Raw genomic sequence first — 24599 nt, 5'->3', positions numbered from 1 at the left:
CGGTAATCCGGTGAAACACACACGAGAGCGGAACGACCAGACGGAATAGGTCCGGTCGTTCACAGCGTCCTCGCTGTGTGTGCCACCCCGACCGCGTGGGCCGTGGTGGGCTTTTCAAAGGAACCTCATCCTCCGGAGTGTCTCCGGTGGACGGGGTATCAACATATCTGGCGTTGACTTTTGGCACGCTGTTGAGTTCTCAAGGAACGGACGCTTCCTTTGTGCCTTATCGGTTCTGATTTCTCAGTACCGGGCTCTCCGGGCGCTTCCCTTCGGTGCTTCACACTCTATCAGGCCTTTTCCGGCTTTCGAACCGCTGCTTTTCTGCAGGCATGCAGAAAGCGCAATTCTTGAGTCGCGATCAAGACGCTAGGAGTGCCGCCCACCTCAACCGGACGCAGTTGATTGCGTCCTGGCTGTCCGGGGCAGGTGTCAGACAGTACAGCTCCGGTGTGGGCGAGGCAAATCGATTCAGCGGGACTCGCGGACGGCGACCGGCGTCTCTCATGCGGAACCGTCAGTTCTTATGACTTACGCTTCTGAACGGTGCGCCGTCCAGGACAGGTAGTGACGGCGGCCTGATGAATCTCCACCCCTGGGAGGCTTCCCATGACCACCGTGACGTCCCCTCTTGCCGGACGCGCCATCGGACTCGCGGCTGTGCCCGACCCGGTGTTCTCCGGAGCGATGGTGGGTCCCGGTACCGCCATCGATCCGGTCCGTGAGCCGTCCGCCGCTGTTTCTCCCGTGGACGGTGTCCTCGTATCGCTGCACCCGCACGCGTTCGTCGTCGTCGACTCCGAGGGGCACGGCGTGCTCACCCATCTCGGTATCGACACCGTGCAGCTGAATGGCGAGGGCTTCGAGCTGCTCGTGAACAAGGGTGACACCGTGACCCGCGGCCAGGAGGTCGTGCGCTGGAACCCGGCCGCGGTTGAGCAGGCCGGGAAGTCGCCGGTGTGCCCGGTCGTCGCGCTGGAGGCCACCGCGGACTCGCTCGGCGAGGTGCGGGAGGACGGCGAGGTCAAGGCGGGCGACCAGCTCTTCTCCTGGCAGTAGGAGCCGGGGCCCCTTCCCCCACGGCAGGTACGACATCCACGCGGCGGTCCCGGCCGTCGCATCAACCGGAGACGGGTGCAATGGAGACAACGCTGCGAGGCGTCGGCGTCAGCCACGGTGTGGCGATCGGCGAGGTGCGGCACATGGGTACGGCGGTTCTCGAGCCGCCGGCCAAGCAGATTCCGGCGGACGAGGCGGAGCGCGAACAGGGGCGTGCCCGTCAGGCCGTGGAGGCTGTGGCCGCTGATCTGATGGCGCGGGGAAACCTGGCGGGCGGTGAGGCGCAGGCCGTGCTGGAGGCACAGGCCATGATGGCGCAGGACCCCGAGCTGATGGCGGATGTGGAGCGGCGGATCGCCGTGGGCAGCACCGCGGAGCGCGGTGTGTATGACGCGTTCGCCGCCTACCGGGCGCTGCTGGCGGGTGCGGGTGAGTACCTCGCGGGCCGGGTGGCCGACCTCGATGACGTGCGGAACCGCATTGTCGCCCGGCTGCTGGGCGTGCCGATGCCGGGTGTGCCGGACAGCGACGAGCCGTATGTGCTGATCGCGCGGGATCTGGCGCCGGCCGACACCGCGCTGCTGGACCCGACGCTGGTGCTCGGGTTCGTGACCGAGGAGGGCGGGCCGACCAGTCACAGCGCGATTCTCGCGCGGGCGCTGGGTGTGCCGGCCATCGTCGCGCTGCCCGGTGCGGGCGAACTCGTCGAGGGCACGGTCATCGCCGTCGATGGCAGTACCGGTGAGGTCTTCGTGGAGCCGAGCTCCGAGAAGCGGGCGGCGCTGGAGCAGGCCGCGGCGGAGCGGAAGGCGGCGCTGGCGGCGTCGTCCGGTCCGGGTGCCACCTCCGACGGGCACAAGGTGCCGCTGCTGGCGAACGTCGGCGGGCCCGGTGATGTGGCCGCGGCCGTCGAGGCCGGGGCGGAGGGTGTCGGTCTCTTCCGTACCGAGTTCCTGTTCCTGGACGACAGCAAGAACGCGCCGTCCGAGGAGAAGCAGGTCGAGGCGTACCGGAAGGTGCTGGAGGCGTTTCCGGAGGGGCGCGTCGTCGTGCGCGTGCTGGACGCCGGTGCCGACAAGCCGCTGGACTTCCTGACGCCGGCCGACGAGCCGAATCCCGCGCTGGGTGTGCGGGGGCTGCGGACGCTGCTCGACCACCCGGATGTGCTGCGTACGCAGCTGACGGCGCTGGCGAAGGCGGCCGAGGGGCTGCCGGTCTACCTCGAGGTCATGGCGCCGATGGTGGCGGACCGGATCGACGCCAAGGCGTTCGCGGACGCCTGCCGGGAGGCCGGGCTGCAGGCGAAGTTCGGGGCGATGGTGGAGATTCCGTCCGCGGCGCTGCGCGCGCGGTCGATTCTGCAGGAGGTCGAGTTCCTTTCGCTGGGGACCAATGACCTGGCGCAGTACACCTTCGCCGCGGACCGTCAGGTCGGTGCCGTCTCGCGGCTGCAGGACCCCTGGCAGCCGGCGCTGCTGGACCTCGTCGCGGTGTCGGCCGAGGCCGCGAAGGCCGAGGGCAAGAGCTGCGGTGTGTGTGGTGAGGCGGCCTCCGATCCGCTGTTGGCGTGTGTGCTGACGGGGCTCGGCGTGACCAGCCTGTCGATGGGTGCGGCGTCGCTTCCGTATGTGCGGTCGACGCTGTCCAAGCACACGCTGGCGCAGTGTGAGCGGGCGGCGGCCGCGGCACGGGCCGCGGACACCGCGGACGATGCGCGCGCTGCCGCGCAGGCGGTGCTCTCCGGGGAGTGATCTCGCGCGGCGCGGTGCGTCGCAGCAGCGTGGACGGCCGTCCCGCCCTTTGTGGCGGGGCGGCCGTGCTGTTTGTGGGCGGTGTGGTCAGTCGTGGTGGTGGGGGTCGGGCGGGGGTGTGAGGGGGAGGCCGGGGGCGTAGTCGACGCCGTGCTCGGGTGGGATCGGCTCGCCGGTTTCGGCGTCGGTGCAGTAGGCGGTGAACACCTCGGCGGCGCTGAGGGCGCGGGGCCAGGCCTCGTGCAGGGACCAGCCGCGGACCGTGTCGTGGGCGGGGGCGCCGGTGGTGTCGTGGTCGGCGGGGCCGGTGGTGGTCCGGGAGACGATGCCGCCGGGGGTGCGCAGGGCGAGGCCGGCGGCGAGGACCGTGCAGAAGACGAGGGTGTCCGACTCGTCGAGCCGGCGGCGGGTGCCCTCCTCGGCGGTGGCGTGCAGGACCGCCAGGAGGGGCGGGTCTCCGGCGGCGACGGAGCAGACGAGGTGGTGGCTGCCGCTGCCGAGGGAGGCGAGGAGCTGCTGGACGGCGAGGGTGGCGCGGGCGAAGGCGGCGTGGGCGAGGTCGTCGCCGCACTCCGCGCAGTCGCCGGCGCGGGCGAGGACGGCGGAGGCGTGGTCCCAGGTCGCCTGGCGGCCGGCTTCCTCGACGAGCAGCGGGAGCAGCCGGCTCAGGGGTTCGCCCTGGTAGGTCAGGGTCGCGCCGGTGCGGGCCACTTCGGCGGTGTAGCGGCTGCGGCTGTCGGGGCGGTCGGGTTCGAGGGCGAGGTCGGTGCAGTACTTCTCGTAGGCGGCGGGGTCGAAGAGGCTGACGGTCGTGAGCACGCCCTGGGAGGCGAGGGTGCGCAGCAGGTGCTCCATCTGGCGGAGGTAGCTGCGGTGGTCGTCGAACGGGAAGGTGTGGTAGCGGCTCATGGCCTGGAAGTCCTGCTCGTCGGCGAGGACGGCGGCGGCGCTGGGGACTTCGCGGCGGAGCCTGCGGTGGGCGGCGGAGCGGTCGGTGTACCTGGATGTGGATGTCATGGTTCCCCCCTGGTGAGATGCGTCCGGCGCGGAGCGGTGCGCCGGCCGGACGCCACTTGTCACTGAGAGTAATCGGGGGGTCTGACAATGCGGCCGGGCGCCGGACCGGGGCCGTGCGGGCCTGCGGTGGTCCGGCGCCGGGCGGGTCTACCGCGTGCGGTCGGTGGCGTGGTCGCGGGCCACCTGCTCGTAGAAGCGGAGCAGTTCGAGGTTGTCGACGGAGCCGGGGTTGACGGCCTTTTCGAGGGGGGTGCCCTGGAGGAGGCGTTTGACCGGGACCTCGATGCGTTTGCCGGTGAGGGTGTGCGGGACGCCGGGGGCTTCGATGATGTCGTCGGGGACGTGCCGCGGGGAGAGCTGTTCGCGGATGGTGCGCTTGATGCGGTCGCGGAGGGCGTCGTCGAGGGTGGCGCCCGGGGCCAGGTGGACGAAGAGCGGCATCCAGTAGCCGCCGTCGGGGAGTTCCAGGCCGATGACGAGGGATTCGCGGATCTCGGGGAGCCGTTCGACGGCCTCGTAGATGTCGGCGGAGCCCATCCGGACACCTTGGCGGTTGAGGGTGGAGTCGGAGCGGCCGTGGATGACGACGCTGCCGCGGGGGGTGACGGTGATCCAGTCGCCGTGCCGCCAGACTCCGGGGTACATGTCGAAGTAGCTGTCGTGGTAGCGGGTGCCGTCGGGGTCGTTCCAGAAGCGGGTGGGCATGGACGGCATGGGGGTGGTGACGACGAGTTCGCCGACCTCGTCGATGACGGGCTTGCCTTGGGGGTCCCAGGCCTGCAGGTCGGTGCCGAGGCAGGGGGCCTGGAGTTCGCCGATGTGGACGGGGAGGGTGGGGACGGCGCCGGCGAAGCAGCTGCAGACGTCGGTGCCGCCGCTGACGGAGGCGGTCCACAGGTCGGTGCCGCCCTCCGCGAAGCTGTCGTGCAGCCAGCGGAAGCCGTCCGGCGGGAGCGGGGAGCCGGTGGTGGCGACGCAGGTGATGGCGGAGAGGTCGAGGTCGCGGGCCGGGTGGAGGCCGGCCTTGCGGCAGGCCATGACGTAGGCGGCGGAGGTGCCGAAGACGGTGGCGCGGGTGGTTTCGGCGACCCGCCACTGGGCGGAGACGTCGGGGTGGCCGGGGCTGCCGTCGTAGAGCACGATCGTGGAGCCCACCAGGAGGCCGGCGACGAGGAAGTTCCACATCATCCAGCCGGTGGAGGTGTACCAGAAGAACCGGTCGTCGGGGCCGAGGTCGCAGTGCAGGCCGGTCTGCTTGAGGTGTTCGAGCAGGATGCCGCCCTGCGACTGGACGATGGCCTTGGGCAGGCCGGTGGTGCCGGAGGAGTACAGAACCCACAGCGGGTGGTCGAACGGGACCTGCTCGAAGACCGGTTCGGTGTCGTTCGAGGTCAGGTCCGACCAGTTCACGGCGCCTTCGGGGGCGGGGGTGCCGAGCAGCGGGATGTGGACGACGGCGCGCAGGGTGGGCAGTTCGTTGCGGAGTTCGGCGACGGTGTCGCGGCGGTCGTGTTCCTTGCCGCCGTAGCGGTAGCCGTCGACGGTGAACAGGACGACGGGCTCGATCTGCTGGAAGCGGTCCAGCACACTGCGGGCGCCGAAGTCGGGGGCGCAGGAGGTCCATACGGCGCCGACCGCGGCGGTGGCGAGGAGTGCGACGACGGCCTGCGGGATGTTGGGGACATAGGCGCTGACGCGGTCGCCGGGGCGGACGCCGAGGCGGCGGAGTTCGGCGGCCAGTGAGCCGACCTGGGCGCGGAGGTCCGTCCAGGTGACCGGAGTGGGCTCATGGGTCTCGTCGACGTACAGCAGCGCGGGCGCGCCGGCGCGGGCCGGGTCCTCGGCGGCGCGCAGGGCGTGCTCGGCGTAGTTGAGGGTGGCGCCGGGGAACCAGCGGGCGCCGGGCATCGCGGGGTCGGCGAGGACGGTCTCGTACGGGGTGGTGAAGCGGACGTCGAACCACTCGGCGGTGGCCTGCCAGAAGGCGGGCAGCTCGCTGACGGACCAGCGGTGCAGGTCGGCGTAGCTCTTCGCGGGGTCGCCGGGGGTGGGGGCGGGCGCGCCGTGGTGGGCGGCGGCCCAGGTGTGGAAGCGGGTGACCTGTGCGCCGGCGATGCGGTCCGGGCCTGGCTGCCAGAGCGGTTCCGGCTGGTGGGCGGACGGCGGTGCGGTGGTCATGATGCGGCTCCCGGGCGATACGCGTCGTGGGCGTCGGGCGCGCACGGTGGTGGGGGTCCCCCGGCCCAGTGGGTGGGCGTGTGCGCGTGACACGGCTTTCCTGGACGATGCCATGTGATCGACTTGTGCACCAGGGTGGGCCGCCCACATTCAGGGGGTGGCGGATGTGGTGGCGGCATGGGGCGCGGGGCGGGGGCCGGGACCCTTGGCGGGATTCGGCCGTGGCGGGACGGGCCTCGGGCCCGAAGGTGGCCGAGCGTGACACCGCGCAGGTGAACGGCAGTTGAACGGTTCCCCCGGACCCGCTCGTCAATGGGAGGCTGAGCGGTATGGACGGGCGGGATCTGGTGCGGTCGGTGCGGGTGATCAGGGCGGTGGGGCCGGCGCAGGGGCTGCGGTCCGTGCGCGCGGCATGGCGGGCGCGGAGAGCCGACGCCCGGGCGCTGCCGCGGCCCGGCGCGGAACGGGCGCGGGTGCCGGGGCCGGCGCGGAGCGCGGAGCCGCAGCCAGGCGGCGGGGTCATCCGGTTCGCCCGCTCGTCGCTGCGGGTGCGGGTGGCCGCGGGCGGCGCGGTGTTCTGCGGCTGGGACGGTGCCGAGCCGGAGCCGTCGTACGCGCTGGCCGGGGCGTGTCCGGAGGTGGACGCGCGGGCGGTGCTGGAGCCCGACACGGAGGGCGGCTGGCGGGTGGTCTCCGAGCGGGTGCTGGTGGTGGTGTCCCGGCACGGCGCGGTGGAGGTGCGGACGCCCGGCGGGGCGGTGCTGCGGCGGGAGTTGCCGCCGCGCTGGTGGGACCGGGCGGGCGAGGCCGGGGCGGACGGGCGGGCCGGGCAGCCGGAGGTGTCCGGGGTCTCGCGCTGGGTGCAGCGCTCGGAAGTGGCCGCCGACGGCCGGTTCTTCGGGCTGGGCGGCCGGGCGCACGGGCCCCGGCTGCGGGACGGCGCGTACCGGCTGTGGAACACCGACCCGGGCGGGGCCTTCGCGCCGGGTGACGATCCGCTGTCGCTGACGATGCCGGTGCAGCTGGTGGTGGCGGACGCCGGTACCCATCTGGTCTTCCACGACAACTCCTTCGACGGCCGGGTCACGCTGCGCGAGGGCGCGGAGGGGGCGGGCTCGGGGCATGACCGGCCGGGCACCTCCGAACTGCGGATGGACGGCGGGCCGCTGCGCTACTGGGTGCTGGCCGGGACCCCGGCCCGGGTGCTCCAGGTCTGGACGGCGCTGACCGGTGCGCCCGCGCTGCCGCCCCAGTGGGCGCTGGGGTATCAGCACGCCCGTTGGGGGTTCGGCGGGGAGGCCGAGGTGCGCCGGGTGGTGGCCGGCTACCAGGAGCGCGAACTTCCGCTGTCCGCTGTCCATTTGGACATCGATCACTTCGACCGGCACCGGGTCTTCACGGTCGACAAGGAGCGCTACCCGGATCTTCCGGGGCTGGCCCGGGACCTGCGCGCCGACGGGGTGCGGCTGGTGTCGATCGTGGACCCGGCGGTGAAGGCCGAGCCGGGCGACGCGGTCTACGAGGGCGGGGCGGCGGCGGACGCCTTCGTACGGGACGCGCGGGGGCGCGAGGTGCGCGGGGTGGTGTGGCCGGGGGAGTCGGTGTACCCGGATTTCACCGATGCGCGGGTGCGTAAGTGGTGGGGCGCGCAGTACGCGGAGCGGCTGGCCCAGGGCTTCTCGGGGTTCTGGCACGACATGAACGAACCGGTCTCCTTCGCCGCGTTCGGGGAGGGGACCCTGCCGCGCTCGGCACGGCATGCGCTGGAGGGGCGGGGCGGCGACCACCGGGAGGCGCACAACGTCTACGGCCTGGCCATGGCCCGGGCCGGCTTCGAGGGGCTGTGCGAACTGCGGCCGGGCGGGCGTCCGTTCCTCTTCTCACGGGCGGGCTGGGCCGGGATGCAGCGTTACGGCGGCAGCTGGTCGGGCGATGTGGCGACGGGCTGGCCGGGACTGCGGGCGTCGCTGTCGCTGGTGCTGGGGCTGGGGCTGTGCGGGGTGCCGTACAGCGGTCCCGATGTCGGCGGGTTCTCCGGGGTGCCGTCCCCGGAGCTGTATCTGCGCTGGTTCCAGCTGGGCTCCTTCATGCCGCTGTTCCGTACCCACTCGGCCCTCGGGGCGGGGCGGCGGGAGCCCTGGGAATACGGGAGCGAGGTGCTCGACCACGCCCGTACGGCACTGCGTGAACGGCGGCGGCTGCTGCCGTACTTCGGGACGCTGGGGCAGCTGGCACGGCTGGCCGGAGCGCCGTATGTCCGGCCGCTGTGGTGGAGCGCGCCGCGGGACCGGGCACTACGGGACTGCGAGGACGCCTTTCTGCTGGGGGACGCGCTGCTGGTGGCGCCGGTGCTGGCGGCGGGGGTGACCCGGCGGCCGGTGCGGCTGCCGCGCGGCCGCTGGTACGACACGGCGACCGGGCGGGCCTATGACGGTCCCGGGCAGGTGTGGGTGGAGGCGCCGCTGTCGCGGATTCCGGTGCTGGCGCGGGCCGGTGCGGTGCTGCCGGTGGCGGGGGCGGACGGCGGCACGGAGCTGGAGGCGTGGGCGCCGGCCGCCGGACGCGGGGGCAGTGGGCTGGTGGTGCCGGACACCGGGGACGGCTGGCAGCGGCCGACGGTGGAGCGCTTCACCTCGCGGTGGTCGGGCGGCCGGGTGGTCGTGGAGCGGCGGGACGGGGGCTCGGTGGGGTATCGGGTGCGGGTGCGGGGGCTGGCGGAGGGGGTGGATGGGCCGGACGGGGCGGACGGGGCGGACGGGGCGGACGGGTAGCGGGGTGGGGGCGTTGGGGGCGGGCGTTTGGGGCGGGTCGCCGGGGCCGGGGAGTCGGGGGCGGGCGTTGGGGCCGGGTCGCTGGGGCTGTGCGGGCCGAATGGGCTGTGGTGGCGGTGGGTTGGTGCTGGTTGGCGGTGGGTTGGTGCTGGTTGGCGGTGGGTTGGCAGGGTGGCGGGGCTTCCCCTTCGGCTGTCGGGCCTGGTAGACGGGGGCCATGCCGAGACTCCCTGCCGCCCTGCGCGGCCTTGCCGCCGCTGCCGCCGCCCTGATCGCCGTCCCCGCACTCGCTCCGGGCGCGGCGGCCGCCCCCGTCCGCCCGGCGTCGGCGCCGTCGTCGCCTGCCGTCCACGAGCCCACGATGCCGCGGGAGTTCGTCGCGCTGCGCAGTGTGGACCCGACGATCATCCAGGAGATGCGCTACGTCACCCCGCACAACTTCATGGGGGTGCCGGTGACCGGCTATCGGGCTCCGCGGTGTCTGCTGACCCGGGACGCGGCGCGGGCTCTGCACCGGGCGCAGCGCTCGTTCCTGCGCCGCGGCTACTCCCTCAAGGTCTATGACTGCTACCGCCCGCAGCGCGCCGTGGACCACTTCGTGTCCTGGGCCAAGGACCTCGGCGACCAGCGGATGAAGGGCGAGTTCTATCCGCGGGTCGACAAGTCGACGCTCTTCCGGGACGGCTACATCGCGGAGAAGTCCGGGCACAGCCGCGGCAGCACCGTCGATCTGACACTGGTGCGGCTGCCCGCGCTGCCGACCCGGCCGTACGTCCCCGGGGAGCCGCTGGCGCCGTGTTACGGCCCGAAGGCGGCCCGCTTCCCGGACAATTCGCTGGACATGGGGACCGGCTTCGACTGTTTCGACACCCTGGCGCACACCCTCGACCCACGGATCACGGGCCGTCAGCGGGCCCACCGTCTGCTGCTGAAGGACGGCCTGGAGCGCGCCGGATTCGTCAACTACCCGAACGAGTGGTGGCACTACACCTTCACGCCGGAGACCTTTCCTGAGACCTACTTCGACTTTCCTATAGGGGGGCGGTTGCCGGGGCGGCACTGATGGGCGGGGCCATCTTCTTGCCCGCGATCGGCCCGTAGGGCGTCCGGGGGGGGCGCGCGCCGACGGGACGTCAGAGAGGGCGTCGGTCCGGGCGTGTGGGTCGCTGGAGGCTCTGCCGCCGGTCCGGGTGGGTTGGCAACAGCCGTTCGGCGAGCGCCTGTTGGTGGCGAGGCCACCGGGTTCCGCGACCGGGAGGCGTCCGGGGAGCCGTCCGGAGTGCGGTAGCCGTGGCGAGGCGCAGCGCGCCTGTGTCGGGCCGGGGCGCCCGCGGGCCGGGGCACGGCATCACCCCCGTCGATCCCGTGCCCCGGACCCTGTTCTGGGGGACGCCGCCGGGCCGCGTCCGGTTCGACGAATCCGTGCCCGTCCTCCGTCCGGGCGACATTCTCTCCGGGAGAGCGCCGCCGCAGCCGTCGAGATCGAGGCCAGCGACCGGGGCCCAGGCGCGGACGAGGCATCGTCGTCGCCCCGGGCCTCGGGAGGTGGGCGAAGGGGAGGTAGGCGACGGCGACAACGGGCGTCCGCGGGTCGCACCCGCGGACGCCGTACGAAGCGAGCGGTTCGAGGTGGGCGCGCTCCCGCGGTAGGCGCATCCCGTCCGGGCACCACCCCGCGAGGGACACCGTCAATACGCACGGGCGGGCCCGGCGGCCCCGCTGCCACCGGACCGGGCGCCTTCGATCGCGCACACTCCCCCGCACGGCTTGATCCCCCACGCCCGCACCGGGCTTCCACCTCAGGCAGCCGCATGCCACACTCCTGACGTTCCGTCAGATGCGTGACCGGTGGTCGTGGTGGAGGAGGGGCTGTGGCACGTACGCGGAAGCCTGTGGTGCCGGGGTGGTTCGACCAGGACGCGGCGGACTTCCGGCTGCTGGGGACCCGGTGCCGGGACTGTGGCGCGGTGTTCTTCCCCCGTGAGGACGCCTTCTGCCGCAACCCCGGGTGCGGGGGCACGGAGTTGGCGGAGGTGCCGCTGTCCCGGCGCGGCACGGTGTGGTCGTACACCGATGCCCGCTATCGCCCGCCCGCCCCGTACGTCTCCGATCCGGACGCCGCGTGGCAGCCGTACCTCCTGCTCGCCGTGGAGCTGACCGAGGAACGGATGGTGGTCCTCGGTCAGGCGGCGCCCGGTGTCCGCGCCGCCGATCTTCGTGTGGGGACGGAGGTCGAGTTGGTGCCGGGGGTGCTGTACGAGGACGAGCGGCACAGCTGGACGACGTGGCGGTGGGGGTTGGTGGAGGGCGGGGGCGGGGGCGGGAACGAGGGTGGGGGCAGGGGGCGGGCGGTGTCCGCTTCGCTACACCCGCCCACCCCCCGAAGGGGGGTGGGCGGCGGGGAAAAAAACAACCCCGTGGGTGGGCGGCGGCCCCATAGGAGCCCACATCTCCCCGCCCACCACCACAGCCCCGCCGACGGCGACGTCGCGGTGCTCGGCGCCGGTATGCATCCCTGGGGCAAGTGGGGGCGCAGCTTCGTCGAGTACGGGACGAAGGCGGCCAGGGACGCCCTCGCGGACGCCGGGATCGACTGGCGCGCCGTGCAGAGCGTGGTCGGCGCGGACACGGTGCGCGGCGGCTACCCCGGGTATGTGGCGGGCGCGACCTTCGCCAAGGCCCTGGGCTGGCAGGGTGCGCGGGTGACCAGCGTCTATGCGGCCTGCGCGTCGGGTGCCCAGGCCATCGGCACCGCGCGGGCGCAGATCCTGTCCGGGATGGCCGACGTGGCGCTGGTGGTGGGCGCCGACGCCGCGCCCAAGGGGTTCTTCGCCCCGGCGGGCGGCGAGCGGCCCGATGACCCGGACTGGCTGCGGTTCCGGGTGCTGGGCGCCACCAACCCCGCGTACTTCGGGCTCTACGCACGCCGCCGGATGGTCCGGTACGGCGACACGACCGACGACTTCGCCCGGGTGAAGGTCAAGAACGCGGCGGCCGGCGCGGCCAATCCGTACGCCCGTTACCGCAAGCGGGTCACCGCGGAGGAGGTCGCGGCGTCCGCCGTGGTCGCCGATCCGCTGCGGCTGCTGGACATCTGCGCCACCTCCGACGGCGCCGCGGCACTCGTCCTGACCAGCATGGACTTCGCGCGCCGGCACGGTGTCGCGGACCCGGTCCGCATCCGTGCGGTCTCCACGGCCACCCCGCACTATCCGCGGACCGTCCTGGACCTGCCGGACATCGCCACCGACTCGGCGGCGGCCGTGCCGGAGCCGGAGACCGGTTTCCGGGCGTCGATCGCGCGTGCCGCTTACGAGGAGGCCGGGATCGGCCCCGAGGACCTCTCACTGGCCGAGGTCTACGACCTGTCCACCGCTCTGGAGTTGGAGTGGTACGAGGATCTGGGGCTGTGTGGCGCCGGTGAGGGGGCGAAGCTGCTGCGGGACGGTGCGACGGCGCCGGGCGGGCGGCTGCCCGTCAACACCAGCGGCGGTCTGGCCTCGTTCGGCGAGGCGGTGCCGGCCCAGGCCATCGCCCAGGTCTGCGAGCTGACCTGGCAGTTGCGGGGGCGGGCGGGCGCACGCCAGGTACCGGGCGCCCGGGTGGGAGTGACCGCCAATCAGGGGCTGTTCGGACACGGGTCGGCCGTGGTCGTGGTGCGGTGAGCGCGGTCGCGCACCGAGGGGTGTGAGGCCCCGGCCCCGGCGGCGCCCCGGCCGTACGGTCGCGGCCCGCCCGCGGGCGCCGCCACGGGAAGCGCGTACGGACGACCACGGGCCCGGCACCTCCTGCCTCCTGCCTCCTGCCTCCTGCCTCCCCAACATCCGGTGCTGTACGCGACCTTGACGCCCCCTCACCACCGGTGAACACTTCCGGATGCCGGGCGGCATCGCCGCACTCAGGCACCCCGGGTGGCAGCGGCTGTCCGCTGCCCGCCGGTGGCACGCACCCTGCACGGAGGACCGGGGGACGTCCCCGGGCGAGGGACAAGGAGCCGCCATGTATTCCAATGGGGACATCATCGCCGGTGAAGTGATCGGCACCGCGATACTCATACTCTTCGGCGCCGGCGTGTGCGCCGCCGTCACGCTGCACCACTCCAAGGCGAAGGGCGCCGGCTGGGTCGTGATCGCCTTCGGCTGGGGCATGGCCGTACTGGCCGGCGCCTACACCGCGGCGCCGCTGTCCGGCGGGCATCTCAACCCCGCGGTGACACTGGGCTCGGCGATCGCGGGCGGCACCGAGTGGTCGAAGGTGCCGCTGTACGTCCTGGCGCAGATGGTGGGCGCGGTGATCGGGGCGGTGCTGGCCTGGGCCCTGTATTACGCGCAGTTCGCCGCCAACGCCGAGCAGAGCAAGGCCCAGCCGACGCTGGGGATCTTCGCCACCGGCCCGGAGATCCGCAAGTCGGCCGCCAACCTGGTGACCGAGGTCATCGCCACCGTCGCCCTGGTGCTGCCGCTGCTGTTCTTCGGCCAGAACAAGGGCATCGGCATCGGCCAGATCCCCGGCGCGCACGCGGGGATCTACGGCTCCGGGATCAATGTGCTGCTCGTCGCGCTGCTGGTGGTCGGCATCGGGCTGTCGCTGGGCGGGCCCACCGGCTATGCCATCAACCCCGCCCGTGACCTCGGGCCGCGGCTGGCACACGCCCTGCTGCCGATCCCCAACAAGGGCTCCTCCGACTGGGGTTACTCCTGGATTCCGGTGGCCGGTCCGCTGATCGGCGCGGTGCTGTCCGGTCTGGTGTACCAGGCGGCTTTCTGACCCGGCCGGGAGCGGGGCGTGGCCTCCGGCCCGCCCCGCTCCCCCGCACCCACTCACCAGGACCTCAGGAGGCGTGACGGTATGACGGAGCGAACCGGGACGACCGAGAAGTACGTGGCCGCGATCGATCAGGGCACCACGTCGAGCCGCTGCATCATCTTCGACCACGGCGGGGCGATCGTCGCCGTCGACCAGCGCGAGCACCGGCAGATCTTCCCCAAACCGGGCTGGGTGGAGCACGACGCCACCGAGATCTGGACGAAGGTGCAGGCGGTGGTGGCCGGTGCGCTCACGAAGGCGGGGCTGCGCGCTGACCAGCTCAGTGCGCTGGGCATCACGAACCAGCGGGAGACCACGGTCCTGTGGGACCGGGCCACCGGCCGGCCGGTGCACCACGCGATCGTCTGGCAGGACACCCGTACCTCCCAGCTGTGTGCGGAACTGGGCGGCACGGACGGCCAGGACCGCTTCCGTGAGGCCACCGGGCTTCCGCTGGCCAGCTACTTCTCCGGGCCGAAGGCGGCCTGGCTGCTGGACGAGGTGCCGGGGCTGCGGGCGCGTGCCGAGCGGGGGGAGATCGCCTTCGGCACCATCGACTCCTGGCTGATCTGGAATCTGACCGGCGGCGTCGACGGCGGCGTGCATGTCACGGACGTGACCAACGCGGGCCGCACCATGCTGATGAACCTCTCCACGCTCCAGTGGGACCCGGCGATCCTGTCGGCGATGAACGTGCCGGAGGCGATCCTGCCGGAGATCCGGTCGTCGGCCGAGGTGTACGGCACGGCGGTGGGGCAGCTGCACGGGGTGCCGGTGGCGTCCGCGCTCGGCGACCAGCAGGCGGCCGTGTTCGGCCAGACCTGTTACGGCGTCGGCGAGGCCAAGAACACCTACGGCACCGGATCGTTCCTGCTGCTGAACACCGGCAACCGCCCGGTCCCGTCCAAGAGCGGGCTGCTGACGACGATGGGCTACCAGCTCGGCGGGGAGGCGCCGGTCTACTGCCTGGAGGGGTCCATCGCCATCACGGGTGCCCTGGTGCAGTGGTTCCGCGACCAGCTGGGCATCATCGCCTCGGCCGACGAGATCGAGCCGCTGGCGGCGAGCGTCCCCGACAACGGCGGGGCGTATGTCGTGCCGGCCTTCTCCGGTCTCTTCGCGCCGTACTGGCGCTCCGACGCGCGCGGTGTCATCACGGGCCTGACCGGCTTCGTCACCAAGGCGCATCTGGCGCGCGCCGTACTGGAGGCGACCAGCTGGCAGACCCGGGAGGTCGTGGACGCGATGTACCAGGACTCGGGGGTGCGGATCACCCAGCTGAAGGTGGACGGCGGGATGACCGCCAACAAGCTGCTGATGCAGCACCAGGCGGATGTGCTGGGGGTCCCGGTGATCCGCCCGGTGATCTCGGAGACCACCTGTCTGGGCGCGGCGTACGCGGCGGGTCTGGCGACCGGTGTCTGGCAGGACCTGGACGAACTGCGCGGTCACTGGCAGCGTGACACCGAGTGGACGCCGCGGATGGACGGTCCGTCCCGCGACCGGGAGTTCGCCAACTGGCGCAAGGCCGTGGAGCGGAGCCTGGGCTGGCTGGCCGAGGACGGTTCGGCGGCCTCGTAGCGCCGCGGCGCCACGAGGCGCGGCCGGTGCCCCGGACGGCGGGGTACCGGCCGTCTTCCGTCCCCGGTCAGGGCAGCGCGGGCTCCCGCCGCCGGGCGCCGGTGCGCATCGCGTGCTCGACGACCGAGACCAGCACATCGCGCGCGGAGTCCTTGATCCGGGCGTCGCACAGCACCACCGGCACCTGGGGGTCCAGGTCCAGGGCGTCCCGTACGGCCTGCGGCGGATAGCGGTCGGCGCCGTCGAAGCAGTTGACGGCGACGGTGAAGGGCAGTCCGCGCCGTTCGAAGTAGTCGATCGCGGAGAAACTGTCCGCGAGGCGGCGGGTGTCGGCGAGCACCACCGCGCCGAGCGCGCCGCGCGCCAGCTCGTCCCACAGGAACCAGAAGCGGTCCTGGCCCGGGGTGCCGAAGAGATAGAGGACCAGTTCCTCGTTGACGGTGATCCGGCCGAAGTCCATCGCGACGGTGGTGGTGGTCTTGGCCTCCACCCCGTCGAGGTCGTCGACCGGCCGGCCCGCCTCGGTGAGCCGTTCCTCGGTGCGCAGCGGCTTGATCTCGCTGACGGCGCCGACCAGGGTGGTCTTGCCGACCCCGAAGCCGCCCGCGACCAGGATCTTGAGCGTCACCGGTTCGGCGGCGGACCGCCGACGGCGGTCGGAACGCCCGAAGGCCATGGGATTCTTCTCCTGAATTGCCGTGTATACGGGTGGAGCTCACGCTTGATACCCGAGCCCCGGCGCACGGGGCAGCAGGTGCAAGGGAACGGTACAACGTGCTCAGCACGGCGCCCACTTGAGTTGTGTCACGCTTGTGAGACGCCGCCGGGCAGAGGGCGCCAACCTGCCCAAATGGGCGGTGACGGTGGCGGTTGGCGGCGGTCCGGCCCGGTGGCGGGCGGTCAGCGCGCGGTGAGGACGCCGGGCCCGTCGAGCAGTCCCAGCAGGCGTACAAAGCTCGATTCGATGAAAGCGCACAGCTCGTCCTGGGCGCCGGGTTCCTCGGCGGGCCAGTTGACGACCGCCTCCTCGGCGAACGCCATCCAGGCGCGGGAGGCGAGTGCGAGCCGCGGGGCGTCCGGCATCCCGAGCCGCCGCCGGCCGTCGTGCACCCGCCGGGCGAGCGTCTCCCGGGTCGCGCCGACGATGTCGGTGACCGCGGGGTGGCTGCCGGCGGCGCCCCGTACCAGCGCGAGGTACACCTGACGGTGTTCCAGGACGTAGGCCACGAACCCGGCGATGAAGGCCCGCATCCAGGCGACCGGCTCCAGGGAGCCGTCCGGTTCCGTCGCGGCGCTGAAGCGGTCGCACGCGGCGCTGACCACCGCGCGGTAGAAGTCGCGCTTGGAGTCGAAGTAGTGGAAGAGCAGCCCGCGGGAGATCCCGGCCCGGCGGGCGACCTCGTCGGTGGACAGCTCGTCCAGGGAGCGGTCGGCGAGCATCTCCAGGCCGATCCCGACCAGCTGCTCCCTGCGCTGGTCGGGGGTGAGGCGGGTGGTGCGCTTGCCGGACATGCCCGCAGTTTACGGCGGGGCCGGGACGGCGGCGGCGTCCCGGCCCCACCGGCGTCAGGCGTACTGTCCGAGGTGCTCCAGGATCGGCGGCGTGACGAGGGCGGGGACCTCCTCGGGCAGCCAGTGGCTGGCTCCCTCCAGGGCCTCGAAGCGGTAGGGGCCGTCCACCCATGCGCCGGTGGACTCGGCCGCGCCGCGGCCCAGGGCGACGTCGTCGCTGCCCCACAGGAAGAGGGTGGGGACGGCGATCCGGCCGGCCGGGACCGAGATGACCGACTCGGGGGCGCGGTACCAGTTCAGCGTGGCGGTGAGCGCTCCCGGCGCGGAGAGCCGGCGGACGTTGCCGTCGACCAGGGCGGCGGGGACCTTGCCGCCGTACGTGGCGCGCAGCCGGGCGGCGTCGTCGGCGAGCAGGGCGGCTTCCGCGGCGCCGTCGTCACGGCGGAAGAAGCGGACGTAGTCGAGCATGTGGTGCTGGGTGGAGTCCTCGGCGGCGGCGCGGTTGAGCGCGTCCGGGTGCGGAGTGGCCAGCACGGTCAGGGACTTCAGCCGCTCGGGGTGGGCGCCGGCCACCGCCCAGGCGACCATGCCGCCCCAGTCGTGCGAGACGAGGTGGAAGCGGTCCGCGCCCTGGGAGTCGGCGAACGCGAGGGCGTCGGCGACGAGTTCGGGCACCGCGTAGTCGGCGATCCGGGGCGGGCGGGCGCGCGGCGAGTAGCCCCGCTGGTCGACGGCGACGGCGCGGTAGCCGGCGGCGCCCAGGGCGGTGAGCACGGCGCTCCAGGAGTCGGCGAACTCGGGCCAGCCGTGCAGCAGCAGCACGAACTCCCCGTCGGCGGGCCCGCAGGCCAGTGCGTCGTAGGTGTGCGGGCCGACCTGGATCTCCAGGATGTCGAAGGGTGCCGGGGTCGCGTCCGGTGCCATGGCGGCGGATCTCCTTCTTTTGACGATCGCTCACCTGGCACCGTACGCCGTTGAGCGTTGCTCAACAAAGGCTCCCGGCCGCGGCGGTTCCGGCGCCGGCCGGGCCGCCCGGCGGGTCACAGCGCGCGCAGGCCGTCGATCACCTCGCGCAGCACCTTCTCGTCGGGCAGCTCGGCCGGGGGCACCGGCCTGCTGACATGGACCAGCTCCGCGTCGAGCAGATCCCCGATCAGGACCCGTACGACGCCGACGGGCAGATCGAGTTCGGCCGCCAGCTCGGCGACCGACAGCGGCTCCTCCCGGCACAGGCCGATGATCTCGACATGCTCCGGCGACAGCATCTGGTCGTCGACCGCGTCCTCGGCGCGGCTCTCGGCGATCACCAGCGCGATCAGATCGAGGCGCCCCTCCGCCGCCGTACGGGTGCGCCCGCGCGTCATCGCGTACGGCCGGACGACCGGGCCCGCGTCGTCGTCGAACCAGCGGGCCGCGTCCCGGTCCCGCGCCGTCCGGCCGTCCTGCTCGCTCATGCCGCGACCTCGCCGCTTCCGGCCCCGCGTCCGCGGGGCGCGCACCGTCGCACGAGGAGCTCGCCGCGCTCGCTCATGGCGTCACCATCGTCGCGCTCAGGGGGTCAGGCCGGACCGGGGCGCGGTGCCCAGGTGTGCGCCCACGCGCTTGACCAGCAGCGTCATCTCGTAGGCGATCAGCCCGACATCGGAGTCCGCATCGGCCAGCACGGCCAGGCAGCTGCCGTCGCCGGCCGCGCTGACGAACAGGAACGCGTCGTCCAGCTCGACCATGGTCTGGCGGACGTGGCCGGCGTCGAAGTGCCGGCCGACGCCCTTGGCGAGGCTGTGGAAGCCGGAGGCGACCGCGGCCAGGTGCTCGCCGTCCTCGCGGGTCAGGTCCTTCGAGGCTCCGGTGGCCAGCCCGTCGCTGGAGAGGATGAGCGCCTTGCGGATGGAGCCGACGCGCTCGACCAGTTCGTCCAGGAGCCAGTTCAGCTCGCCGGCTCCCTTCGCCGAGACCGATGCGGTGGAAGCTGCTGCCTTCGGTGCGGTCATGGACCGTCCCCTCCCGATGTGGTTCCTGGTGCTGTGCTGCCCGTGGCGCCGTCGTCCTGTGCGGCGGCGTCGCGGGCGTCCGGGCCTGTGGCGTCCGGGCCTGTGGTGTCCGCGGTGGGGTCCTCGCCCCGCGGTGGCGTGCCGGTCCCGTGCGGGTCCTCGGCGTTGTCGCGCCGGCCGCGCTGCCAGCCGCGCTGGAGCGAGGCCATCCGGGCGCGTACCGCCTCGGCGTCCCGGTCGTCGGCGGCCGGAGCGGAACTCCGCCGCTCCTCGGCCGGTTCGGCGGGGTCGGTCCTGAGCTGGGGCGCCAGGCTGGCCTGCCGTACCCGGCGGGGCAGTCCCGTGGACGTGGTCGGCGCGGGCGCGTCCACTCCCCCGGCGGGGTGCGGGGCGTCCGGCGCGGGGTCCTGCCGTGCGGCGGAGGCCGACGGCCGGTCCGCGGCGCGCTCCCCGCCGGAGCCCTCGGCCCCGGCACGCTCGGCACTCCGCTTCCGCGGTGCGTCGCGGTCGTCCACCGTCCTGCCGTGGTCGGCGACCAGCACCGGCGGGCGGCGGCGGCGCGGCAGCGGGGGCGGCCCGCCGGGCGCCTGGTCCCGGGTCTGCTGGTGCTGCTCGTCCTCCGGCACGGGGGCGATCCCGCGCGGTGCGGAGGACGGGCCGCCCGGTGCGGCGGCGGGGCCCTTCGCGCCGCGGCCGCGGTCCCGCTTCCGGAAGATGCCGTCCTCGTCGTCGGGGCCCGGCTCGTCCGGGCCGAGCGGCGCCTCCAGTTCGACCGGTCCGTCGATGACGGCCGGTGACCGCTCCCGCTCGGGCCGCGGCACCGGCAGCTGCGCCAGCGCGGCCAGCTTGCCCGCCGCGTGCTCCAGTTCGTTGCCGACGGAGCCGCCGGGGGCCCGGTCGTCGTCCTCCCGGGCCCCGTCGGAGGACTCGGTGAGGAGCGCGGCGGGGAGGAAGACGACGGCGGTGGTGCCGCCGTACGGCGAGGGCTGCAGGGAGACCCGTACGTCCTGCCGCTGGGCGAGCCGGCTGACCACGAACAGCCCGAGCCGGTCGGTGTCGGACAGTTCGAACTCGGGGGTCTCGGCGAGCCGGAGGTTGGCCTCCAGCAGCAGGTCGGACGCCATGCCCAGACCGCGGTCGTGGATCTCCAGGGTGTAGCCGTTGGCGACCCGCTCACCGAGCACCTGGACGGCGGTGTGCGGCGGGGAGAAGACCGTGGCGTTCTCCAGGAGTTCGGCGATCAGATGCGTGAGGTCGGACACCGCGGGGCCGTCCACCGCGAGCCGCGGCATCCGGCGCACCTCGATCCGCTCGTAGTCCTCCACCTCGGCGACCGCCGCGCGCACCACGTCCATCAGCTGGATCGGCCTGCGCCACTGCCGGGAGGGTGCCGCGCCGGAGAGGATGACCAGGCCCTCGGCATGCCGCCGCATACGGGTGGTGAGGTGGTCGATCCGGAAGAGGTCGGCGAGTTCGTCGGTGTTCTCGGTGCGCCGCTCCATGGCGTCCAGCAGGGTCAGCTGGCGGTGCAGCAGGACCTGGCTGCGGCGGGCGAGGTTGACGAACACCTCGGAGACGCCACGGCGCATCTCGGCCTGTTTGACGGCGGCCTCGATCGCGGCCCGCTGAAGGGTGTTGAGCGCCTGGCCGACCTGGCCGGTCTCGTCCTGCCCGAAGACGAGCCGGGGCGCCTCGGTCTCCACGTCGATCTGCTCGCCGGCCGCCAGCCGGCGCATCACGCTCGGCAGCCGGACGCCGGAGACGTCGTGGGCGGCCTTGCGCAGCCGGACGAGGTCGCGCACATGGCGGCGGCCGATCCGGAGCGAGACGATGACCGAGACCAGCAGCGCGAGGAAGCCGAGGACACCGGCGATGGCGGCCTTGAGCAGGATGTTCGTGGCGACGGGTGCGACCCGCTCCTGGTAGCGGTCACCGGCGGCCCGGCCCATCCGCTGGAGGTCGCCGAGGACCTTCCTGGCCGCGGTGTCCCAGCGCTCGGCGTTGACCTTGCGCGGTCCGTCCTGTGCGCCGGCGCCGATCACCCGGTCCTCGTAGGACGTCAGTTCGCGCGCCTTCGCGGAGTGCCAGTAGTCCTCGTAGAGGGCGCGGTCCTTCGAGGGCAGCATGGCGAGGCCGGTGTCGTAGAGGACCCGGCGCTCGGCGACGTGGTCGGACAGCGCCCGCAGGTCGCGCTTGTTCATGCTGCCGGAGACCAGCACGGCGGACATCAGCGCGTCCTCACGGGCGACGGCCTCCCGGGCGCGGGTGATGATGACCAGCGCCCGGCCCTGCTTGTCCATCTCCACGTTCTCCAGGGCGTGGAGCGCGGACAGGAAGTCGTAGCTGGGGTCGACGAGGGCGTTGTAGCCCTCCAGGGCCTCGTCGCGGGAGACGGTGTTGTCCTCGACCTGGGCGCGCAGCGAGCCGAGTCCGGACAGCCCCTTGAGGATGCTGCGCAGCCGGCTGCCGGCCTCGCCGTTCAGGTTCTCGCGGACGTCGCGGGTGCCGGCGTCGGTACGGAGCCGGGTGACGGCCTCGTCGGTGGCGCGGGTGCGGGCGCGCAGCTCACCGAGGGCGTCGGCGCCGCGCCGGTCGGCGAGGTACAGCAGGCTCTGCCGGCGTTCACTCTGCACGGCCTGGACGACGCCCTCGACCGGATACCCCAGCTTCTGTACGACGTTGCCGACGTCCAGCAGCTGGTCGGCCTCCCGTCCGGTGAGGTAGGTCGTGAACGCCCACAAGGACGTCAGGGACACCAACGGTACGAGCAGCAACGCCACGATCTTCCGGCGGACCGACTTCCCGCGAAAGCGCATGGCCTCCCCTACGTCAACCCCGGCGCACGGGGGTGGTGTTCCGTCAACAAACGGCGCGAGCCTACTACTGTCGGGGGACCGAGCCGAAGGCCTCTCCGGAGGTCAGGGACGGTATCGGAGGGGGATCGTCATGAGTTGTCGGTTGATTCCCGGACAACCCGCCCGCGTTTCCGGGACCGGCCGCCGGCATCGGTGTCCGGAGGGAACCCGGTCGGTTGGCCGGTTTTTGCTCTACCCCGGGTAACCCCGTGTGCGCTCGGTAGGTGACCATGGGAAGGAACGGAGTACGGCACCAGGGAGTGCACCGGTGACATCCGGGCAGCCGCCAACGGGCCGGACACGTGGGGCGAGTGCGGGGAGAGTGACGCGGTCATGGACACCGGCAGAAGACCGTTGTGGCGGGAGGAACCGGCGGCCCGGCCGCGGATGGCGGAGCCGGTACGCACCGCCGCCGTGCGTGCCGTCATCATCGTGGCACTGACCCTGGTCCAGGCGATGGTGGCGTTCCTGAGCACCCTGGCGGGCTCCTGGCTCGCGTTCCCCGCGGTGCTCAGCACGGTCGCCGGCACCGTGGTGGCCACCTGGGGCGTACTGGACGTCTGGGTGACCCGCCAGGTGTGGGTACAGCGCAACGGGGTGGAGTCGCGGCCGAGCAGTACGGCCCGGGAGCTGCGCCGCGAGCGGCGCCGGGCGCGGCGGGCGCGGCGCCGGGAGTCACGGGAGGGCCCGTCGGGGGCGGACCGCGCGGCCGCGTGAACGGCGGGGGGCTACGCCACCGCCTCTTCCCGCACGGCGGGCCGGACGTGAATCATGCCGTCCAGGACGTCGACCTGGTGCGTGCGCACCGGCCGGCGGGCGGGCAGACAGGCCGGCGCTCCGGTGCGCAGGTCGAACAGGGCCGCGTGCAGCGGGCATTCCACGAAGCAGCCCTCGACGAAGCCCTCGGAGAGCGAGGCGTCCTGGTGGCTGCACAGGTCGTCGACGGCGTAGTAGCCGCCGTCCTCGGCGTGGAAGACCGCGATGGCCGGTGTGGCGTCGTCGATCTCGATGCGGACGGACTCGCCCTTGGGCAGGTCCTCGATGCGGCAGACGGGAATCATCTGGCCCCCCTCGCGCTGATCGGTATCATGTGTTCTGAATAACGCATCGCAGAGCGCGATGCGCAACAGAATCCAAGCCGGGAAGCGGGCCGTCAAGGGCTTCCCGGCAGATGCCCTCAGACGTGCCCCGCGGGGGCCACCGGTGGTGAGACGAAGACCGATGTCGAACACGAGCGAGACGGCGGACGACCGGCCCGAGGAGCGGCGCGGCGGGGCGGGTTCCGTCCAGTCCGTGGACCGCGCGGTGAGCGTGCTGGAGATCCTGGCGAAGCTGAGCGAGGCCGGGGTGACCGAGATCGCCGAGGAGCTGGGGGTCCACAAGTCGACCGCGTTCCGGATTCTCGGGGTGCTGGAGAACCGCGGGCTGGTGGAGCAGGAACGGGAGCGCGGGAAGTACTACCTGGGCGCCGGGGTGCTGCGGCTGGCGGGTGCCGCCGCGATCCGGCTGGACATCTCCCAGGAGGGCCAGCCGGTGTGCCGGGCGCTCGCCGCCGACACCGGGGAGACCGCCAACATCGCGGTGCTGGACGGCGATGCGGCGGTCAACATCATGCAGGCCAGGGGCTCCGCCGCGGTCACCGCGTACAACTGGCTGGGCCGCCGGACCCCGCTGCACGCCACCGCCAGCGGCAAGGTCCTGCTGGCCCACCTGCCGGCCCCGCGCCGGGACACCCTGGTGGCCCGCAAGCTGCCGCGGTTCACCGAGCACACCCTGACCACGGCGGCCGGTCTGCGCGAGCAGCTGGCGGCCGCGCTGGAGGACGGGTTCGCCTGCACCAGCGAGGAGTTGGAGATCGGGCTGAACGCGGTGGCGGCACCGGTACGGGCCCACGACGGCGCGGTGATCGGCGCGATCGGCCTCTCCGGTCCGGCCTACCGGATGGAGCGTCAGCTGCTGCCGGAGCTCGCCGAGCGGGCGGCGAAGGCGGCCGCCGACCTGTCCCGCCGGATGGGGTACGCGGGGTGAACGGGTAGCGGAAAATCCCCCCTTGACGTATCCCTGACGGACTTCCAGCATGTCTCCTATAGCGCAACCAAGCGCACTATAGGCAACACGGCGACAGCGGTGGACCGCCCTCCGCCCCTGTCCCCGCTCCCAGCACAGCGCACCGCTCCCACCCCTCACAGGACTCCGTGCCACCGCACGCGTGCTACCCGCCCTGCCGCCGCCGCAGGCGCCGTTTTAGGAGTGAGACATGCCGCACGAAGCCCGCGCCGTCGTCGCCCTCAAGAAGGGCGCCCCCGTCGAGGTGCTGCCGATCCTCGTGCCCGACCCGGGTCCGGGCGAGGTGCTCGTGACCGTCCAGGCCTGCGGGGTGTGCCACACCGATCTGCACTACCGCGACGGCGCGATCGGCGAGGACTTCCCCTATCTGCTCGGCCGTGAGGCGGCCGGGGTGGTCGAGGAGGTCGGCCCCGACGTCACGGAACTGGCGCCCGGTGACTACGTGGTGCTCGCCTGGCGGGCGCCGTGCGGGCAGTGCCGGTCCTGTCGCCGCGGCCGGCCGTGGTACTGCTTCGACTCCCGCAACGCCGCCCAGCCGATGACCCTGTTGGACGGCACGGCGCTGACGGCGGCCCTGGGCATCGGGGCCTTCGCCGAGAAGACCCTGGTCGCCGCCGGGCAGGCGGTGAAGGTCGATCCGTCGGCGCGCCCGGAGGCCGCGGGGCTGATCGGCTGCGGGGTGATGGCCGGGTACGGCGCCGCCGTGCACACCGGCGGGGTCGGCAGCGGGGACACCGTCGCCGTCATCGGCTGCGGCGGGGTCGGCAACGCCGCCATCGCGGGCGCCTCCCGGGCCGGGGCGCGCCGCGTCATCGCCGTCGACCTCGACGACGGCAAGCTGGACGCCGCCGAGCGCTTCGGCGCCACCGACACCGTCAACTCCCGTGGTACGGACCCCGTCGAGGCGGTCCGGGCACTCACCGGCGGGCACGGCGCCGACGTGGTGATCGACGCGGTGGGCCGCCCCGAGACCTACCGCCAGGCGTTCTACATGCGCGACCTGGCGGGCAC

The 24599-nt window shown here is 73.1% G+C and carries 19 protein-coding genes and 1 pseudogene; 11 read left to right on the top strand and 9 right to left on the bottom strand.

The genetic code is table 11. From position 1 onward, the window contains the following. The first annotated feature begins 609 nt into the window (after positions 1-609). Together ACWC9R_RS33090 and ptsP are read left to right on the top strand one after the other, a co-directional pair. Positions 610-1059 carry a PTS sugar transporter subunit IIA gene (locus ACWC9R_RS33090; RefSeq protein ID WP_362612883.1) on the top strand — a complete coding sequence of 150 codons (450 nt, stop codon included), beginning with the start codon at positions 610-612 and terminating at the stop codon, positions 1057-1059. Positions 1060-1139: 80 nt separating this feature from the next. Then, positions 1140-2810 carry a phosphoenolpyruvate--protein phosphotransferase gene (gene ptsP / locus ACWC9R_RS33085; protein WP_450737126.1) on the top strand — a complete coding sequence of 557 codons (1671 nt, stop codon included), beginning with the start codon at positions 1140-1142 and terminating at the stop codon, positions 2808-2810. 87 nt (positions 2811-2897) lie between these two features. Here the strand turns inward: ptsP and ACWC9R_RS33080 are convergent, their stop codons facing one another. Together ACWC9R_RS33080 and ACWC9R_RS33075 are read right to left on the bottom strand one after the other, a co-directional pair. Beyond that, positions 2898-3827 carry a hypothetical protein gene (locus tag ACWC9R_RS33080; RefSeq protein ID WP_450737124.1) on the bottom strand — a complete coding sequence of 310 codons (930 nt, stop codon included), beginning with the start codon at positions 3825-3827 and terminating at the stop codon, positions 2898-2900. A gap of 147 nt (positions 3828-3974) precedes the next feature. Continuing rightward, entirely contained in the window at positions 3975-6005 is a 2031-nt protein-coding gene (locus ACWC9R_RS33075; protein WP_450737122.1) for an acetoacetate--CoA ligase, read from the bottom strand. Positions 6006-6334: 329 nt separating this feature from the next. On the opposite strand from ACWC9R_RS33075, the gene ACWC9R_RS33070 reads away from it, so the two are divergent. The 6 genes and pseudogenes from ACWC9R_RS33070 (at position 6335) to glpK (ending at position 15163) form a co-directional block, all read left to right on the top strand. Then, the gene (locus ACWC9R_RS33070; protein ID WP_450737120.1) at positions 6335-8776 is read left to right on the top strand and encodes a glycoside hydrolase family 31 protein; all 2442 of its coding nucleotides are present in this window, start codon (positions 6335-6337) and stop codon (positions 8774-8776) included. Between the two features lie 217 nt (positions 8777-8993). Further along, positions 8994-9839: a M15 family metallopeptidase gene (locus tag ACWC9R_RS33065; protein ID WP_450737118.1), complete on the top strand. Its 846-nt coding sequence runs from the start codon at positions 8994-8996 to the stop codon at positions 9837-9839. Positions 9840-10647: 808 nt separating this feature from the next. Continuing rightward, positions 10648-11070, top strand: a pseudogene (locus ACWC9R_RS33060) (Zn-ribbon domain-containing OB-fold protein); the annotation flags it as partial. A 198-nt stretch (positions 11071-11268) separates the two neighbouring features. Next, on the top strand, positions 11269-12441 hold the full coding sequence (locus ACWC9R_RS33055; protein WP_450737128.1) for a lipid-transfer protein: 1173 nt from the start codon (positions 11269-11271) through the stop codon (positions 12439-12441). A gap of 334 nt (positions 12442-12775) precedes the next feature. Continuing rightward, positions 12776-13543, top strand: coding sequence for an MIP/aquaporin family protein (locus ACWC9R_RS33050; protein WP_450737116.1), 768 nt, complete (start codon positions 12776-12778; stop codon positions 13541-13543). 81 nt (positions 13544-13624) lie between these two features. Further along, on the top strand, positions 13625-15163 hold the full coding sequence (gene glpK / locus ACWC9R_RS33045; RefSeq protein WP_450737114.1) for a glycerol kinase GlpK: 1539 nt from the start codon (positions 13625-13627) through the stop codon (positions 15161-15163). A gap of 67 nt (positions 15164-15230) precedes the next feature. On the opposite strand, the gene ACWC9R_RS33040 is transcribed toward glpK, so the two are convergent. The 6 genes from ACWC9R_RS33040 to ACWC9R_RS33015 all read right to left on the bottom strand — a co-directional run bounded on the left by ACWC9R_RS33040 (position 15231) and on the right by ACWC9R_RS33015 (position 21482). Beyond that, a complete protein-coding gene (locus tag ACWC9R_RS33040) occupies positions 15231-15839 on the bottom strand; it encodes a GTP-binding protein (protein ID WP_450737112.1) in 609 nt (202 codons plus the stop codon). Positions 15840-16063: 224 nt separating this feature from the next. Continuing rightward, a complete protein-coding gene (locus tag ACWC9R_RS33035) occupies positions 16064-16675 on the bottom strand; it encodes a TetR/AcrR family transcriptional regulator (RefSeq protein ID WP_450737110.1) in 612 nt (203 codons plus the stop codon). Positions 16676-16729: 54 nt separating this feature from the next. After that, positions 16730-17599, bottom strand: a complete 870-nt coding sequence (locus ACWC9R_RS33030) for an alpha/beta fold hydrolase (protein WP_450737108.1) — start codon at positions 17597-17599, stop codon at positions 16730-16732. A gap of 116 nt (positions 17600-17715) precedes the next feature. Continuing rightward, the gene (locus ACWC9R_RS33025; protein ID WP_450737107.1) at positions 17716-18129 is read right to left on the bottom strand and encodes a DUF742 domain-containing protein; all 414 of its coding nucleotides are present in this window, start codon (positions 18127-18129) and stop codon (positions 17716-17718) included. A gap of 96 nt (positions 18130-18225) precedes the next feature. Then, positions 18226-18666: a roadblock/LC7 domain-containing protein gene (locus ACWC9R_RS33020; protein ID WP_450737105.1), complete on the bottom strand. Its 441-nt coding sequence runs from the start codon at positions 18664-18666 to the stop codon at positions 18226-18228. Continuing rightward, positions 18663-21482: a nitrate- and nitrite sensing domain-containing protein gene (locus tag ACWC9R_RS33015; protein ID WP_450737103.1), complete on the bottom strand. Its 2820-nt coding sequence runs from the start codon at positions 21480-21482 to the stop codon at positions 18663-18665. Before ACWC9R_RS33015 ends, ACWC9R_RS33020 begins: the two co-directional genes overlap by 4 nt. Positions 21483-21854: 372 nt before the next feature. Here ACWC9R_RS33015 and ACWC9R_RS33010 point away from each other — a divergent pair, with 372 nt between their 5' ends. Beyond that, positions 21855-22238 (top strand): hypothetical protein, encoded by a 384-nt coding sequence (locus ACWC9R_RS33010; protein ID WP_450737101.1) that lies wholly within the window; start codon positions 21855-21857, stop codon positions 22236-22238. 11 nt (positions 22239-22249) lie between these two features. On the opposite strand, the gene ACWC9R_RS33005 is transcribed toward ACWC9R_RS33010, so the two are convergent. Next, the gene (locus ACWC9R_RS33005) at positions 22250-22582 is read right to left on the bottom strand and encodes a bifunctional 3-phenylpropionate/cinnamic acid dioxygenase ferredoxin subunit (RefSeq protein ID WP_450737099.1); all 333 of its coding nucleotides are present in this window, start codon (positions 22580-22582) and stop codon (positions 22250-22252) included. Between the two features lie 160 nt (positions 22583-22742). On the opposite strand from ACWC9R_RS33005, the gene ACWC9R_RS33000 reads away from it, so the two are divergent. Further along, positions 22743-23549 carry an IclR family transcriptional regulator gene (locus ACWC9R_RS33000; RefSeq protein WP_450737097.1) on the top strand — a complete coding sequence of 269 codons (807 nt, stop codon included), beginning with the start codon at positions 22743-22745 and terminating at the stop codon, positions 23547-23549. A gap of 229 nt (positions 23550-23778) precedes the next feature. Then, positions 23779-24599 (top strand): alcohol dehydrogenase catalytic domain-containing protein (locus ACWC9R_RS32995; protein WP_450737095.1); only part of this gene is annotated, 821 nt, incomplete at its 3' end.

It is taken from the genome of Streptomyces sp. NPDC001219 (assembly GCF_053597915.1).
The sequence above is the reverse complement of the archived record's forward strand: the minus strand, read 5'-3'. Positions and strand labels throughout refer to the sequence as shown.

What these genes read in the sequence shown, in the direction of transcription:
- ACWC9R_RS33000 (WP_450737097.1), top strand. Translation starts at nt 22,743, where the DNA reads ATGTCGAACACGAGCGAGACGGCGGACGACCGGCCCGAGGAGCGGCGC.
- ACWC9R_RS33030 (WP_450737108.1), bottom strand. Translation starts at nt 17,599, where the DNA reads ATGGCACCGGACGCGACCCCGGCACCCTTCGACATCCTGGAGATCCAG.
- ACWC9R_RS33015 (WP_450737103.1), bottom strand. Translation starts at nt 21,482, where the DNA reads ATGCGCTTTCGCGGGAAGTCGGTCCGCCGGAAGATCGTGGCGTTGCTG.
- ACWC9R_RS33050 (WP_450737116.1), top strand. Translation starts at nt 12,776, where the DNA reads ATGTATTCCAATGGGGACATCATCGCCGGTGAAGTGATCGGCACCGCG.
- ACWC9R_RS33070 (WP_450737120.1), top strand. Translation starts at nt 6,335, where the DNA reads ATGGACGGGCGGGATCTGGTGCGGTCGGTGCGGGTGATCAGGGCGGTG.
- ptsP (WP_450737126.1), top strand. Translation starts at nt 1,140, where the DNA reads ATGGAGACAACGCTGCGAGGCGTCGGCGTCAGCCACGGTGTGGCGATC.
- ACWC9R_RS33075 (WP_450737122.1), bottom strand. Translation starts at nt 6,005, where the DNA reads ATGACCACCGCACCGCCGTCCGCCCACCAGCCGGAACCGCTCTGGCAG.
- ACWC9R_RS33065 (WP_450737118.1), top strand. Translation starts at nt 8,994, where the DNA reads ATGCCGAGACTCCCTGCCGCCCTGCGCGGCCTTGCCGCCGCTGCCGCC.
- ACWC9R_RS33020 (WP_450737105.1), bottom strand. Translation starts at nt 18,666, where the DNA reads ATGACCGCACCGAAGGCAGCAGCTTCCACCGCATCGGTCTCGGCGAAG.
- ACWC9R_RS33040 (WP_450737112.1), bottom strand. Translation starts at nt 15,839, where the DNA reads ATGGCCTTCGGGCGTTCCGACCGCCGTCGGCGGTCCGCCGCCGAACCG.
- ACWC9R_RS33080 (WP_450737124.1), bottom strand. Translation starts at nt 3,827, where the DNA reads ATGACATCCACATCCAGGTACACCGACCGCTCCGCCGCCCACCGCAGG.
- ACWC9R_RS33025 (WP_450737107.1), bottom strand. Translation starts at nt 18,129, where the DNA reads ATGAGCGAGCAGGACGGCCGGACGGCGCGGGACCGGGACGCGGCCCGC.
- ACWC9R_RS33005 (WP_450737099.1), bottom strand. Translation starts at nt 22,582, where the DNA reads ATGATTCCCGTCTGCCGCATCGAGGACCTGCCCAAGGGCGAGTCCGTC.
- ACWC9R_RS33010 (WP_450737101.1), top strand. Translation starts at nt 21,855, where the DNA reads ATGGACACCGGCAGAAGACCGTTGTGGCGGGAGGAACCGGCGGCCCGG.
- ACWC9R_RS33035 (WP_450737110.1), bottom strand. Translation starts at nt 16,675, where the DNA reads ATGTCCGGCAAGCGCACCACCCGCCTCACCCCCGACCAGCGCAGGGAG.
- ACWC9R_RS33090 (WP_362612883.1), top strand. Translation starts at nt 610, where the DNA reads ATGACCACCGTGACGTCCCCTCTTGCCGGACGCGCCATCGGACTCGCG.
- glpK (WP_450737114.1), top strand. Translation starts at nt 13,625, where the DNA reads ATGACGGAGCGAACCGGGACGACCGAGAAGTACGTGGCCGCGATCGAT.